Raw genomic sequence first — 1,468 nt, 5'->3', positions numbered from 1 at the left:
GGTAGTGACCCCAAAAAGTTAGAGTTTGTTAAACAGCTGATTGGCTGGTTGATGTTCGATATTGAATCGGACTTTGACCAGCCAGTTTTAGTTTTATACGTTCGTGATTGTAGTAGTGGATGTACTCCTCAATTCGTTTCTTTAACTCTTCATAGGAAACCAAGGGTTCTCCATAGTACATTTCTTGTTTTAATAGACCAAAGAAGTTCTCCATGGGTGCGTTATCTGCACACGTGGCCTTCCGGGACATGCTTTGAAAGATTCGGTTTGCTTCCAGCTTCTTCACCCATGCTTGGTGCTGATAATGCCAACCTTGATCAGAGTGAATCGTGGTTCGGTACTTTGCTTCTTCCTTCAAAAGGTCGATGGTTTGATCCAATGGTTCAAGCACAAGAGGCAGGGTCGGCGTTCGTGCCGTTCCAAAAGAAACGATTTCTCCATTATATAAATCTAACATTGGATTCAAATACAGTTTTTCATCGTGTGTACATTTAAACTCCGTAATATCCGTCGTCAATTTCTGCAGTGGACCGGTGGTATGAAACCGTCGGTTCAAACGATTCTTCGTCACTGTACCAACCCTCCCCTTATAAGATCGATACCGAGATTTCCTTATAAATTTCTTGCAAGTTAACCCTAACACCCTCATCAGATTTTGGACTTTCTTGTGATTGATATACCAGCCTTCTGAACGTAATTGAGCATGAATTCGACGGTACCCATACCGTCCCTTATGTTGGGTATAAATCTCTTTTATGCGTGTCTTAAGAGAGGGATCTGGGTCTGGAAGATCAAAACGTTGGACGTGATAATGATACGTTGACTCTGGTAAATCGACAAACTTAAGTACGTCTTTTAATCGGTATCCTTCTTCTTTGAGTTCGAATGCCAGCGCTGCTTGTGCTTTTCGAGGTAGGCGTCCGGATTCTCCCGAAAAGCGCGGAGCTTTTTTAAATAAGAGTTCTCTAAACGAAGAAGTTCATTCTCCCTCTTCAACTGCTCTTCACGTGACCATTCATGCTTTGTTTGATCATCTTTTTTAGGTTTCTTAGCCATCGAAGGGCGTCCTTTCGGCTTCGGTTCTAATCCTGCAATCCCTTCTTTCATAACGGTGTGTTTCCAAGAAGAAATGAGAGCTGGACGATTGAGCCCAAATCTGGTTGCAGTTTCACTGAGCGAAGCACTATTGCTTTTCATCCAGTGTAAGACATCAACCTTAAATTGAACAGGATACACGGTCTTTGAAGCTTTACGCTTTAACCCTTCCTTACCGAAAGCTCGAAATGCCTGTACCCATTCTTCAATGATCTTCTTCGAAGGAATGTTATAGTTTTTCGCTAATCGTCTGTATCCAAAGGGACCTTGTAGATACTCATAAACAACTTTTTCTTTAAATGTGTCACTATATTTCACCAAACAAAACACCCCAAAAGTGAGTTTTTAACTCTAACTTTTGGGGTGCGGCACC

General features: G+C 41.9%; 1 protein-coding gene and 1 pseudogene. Both read right to left on the bottom strand.

What is annotated here, in order from left to right; all coding sequences use genetic code 11:
* Window positions 1-28: 28 nt before the first annotated feature.
* Window positions 29-895: pseudogene (locus JOD17_RS21205) on the bottom strand (IS3 family transposase); the annotation flags it as partial.
* Window positions 856-1,413 (bottom strand): helix-turn-helix domain-containing protein, encoded by a 558-nt coding sequence (locus JOD17_RS21200; RefSeq protein WP_338028847.1) that lies wholly within the window; start codon window positions 1,411-1,413, stop codon window positions 856-858. The pseudogene JOD17_RS21205 and the gene JOD17_RS21200, both read right to left, overlap by 40 nt.
* Between the last annotated feature and the right edge of the window lie 55 nt (window positions 1,414-1,468).

The sequence above is a fragment of the Geomicrobium sediminis genome, assembly GCF_016908595.1.
Taxonomy (GTDB): Bacteria; Bacillota; Bacilli; order Bacillales; family Marinococcaceae; genus Geomicrobium_A; species Geomicrobium_A sediminis.
Note: the sequence above shows the minus strand (reverse complement) of the source record. Positions and strands in the feature narration are given on the sequence as shown.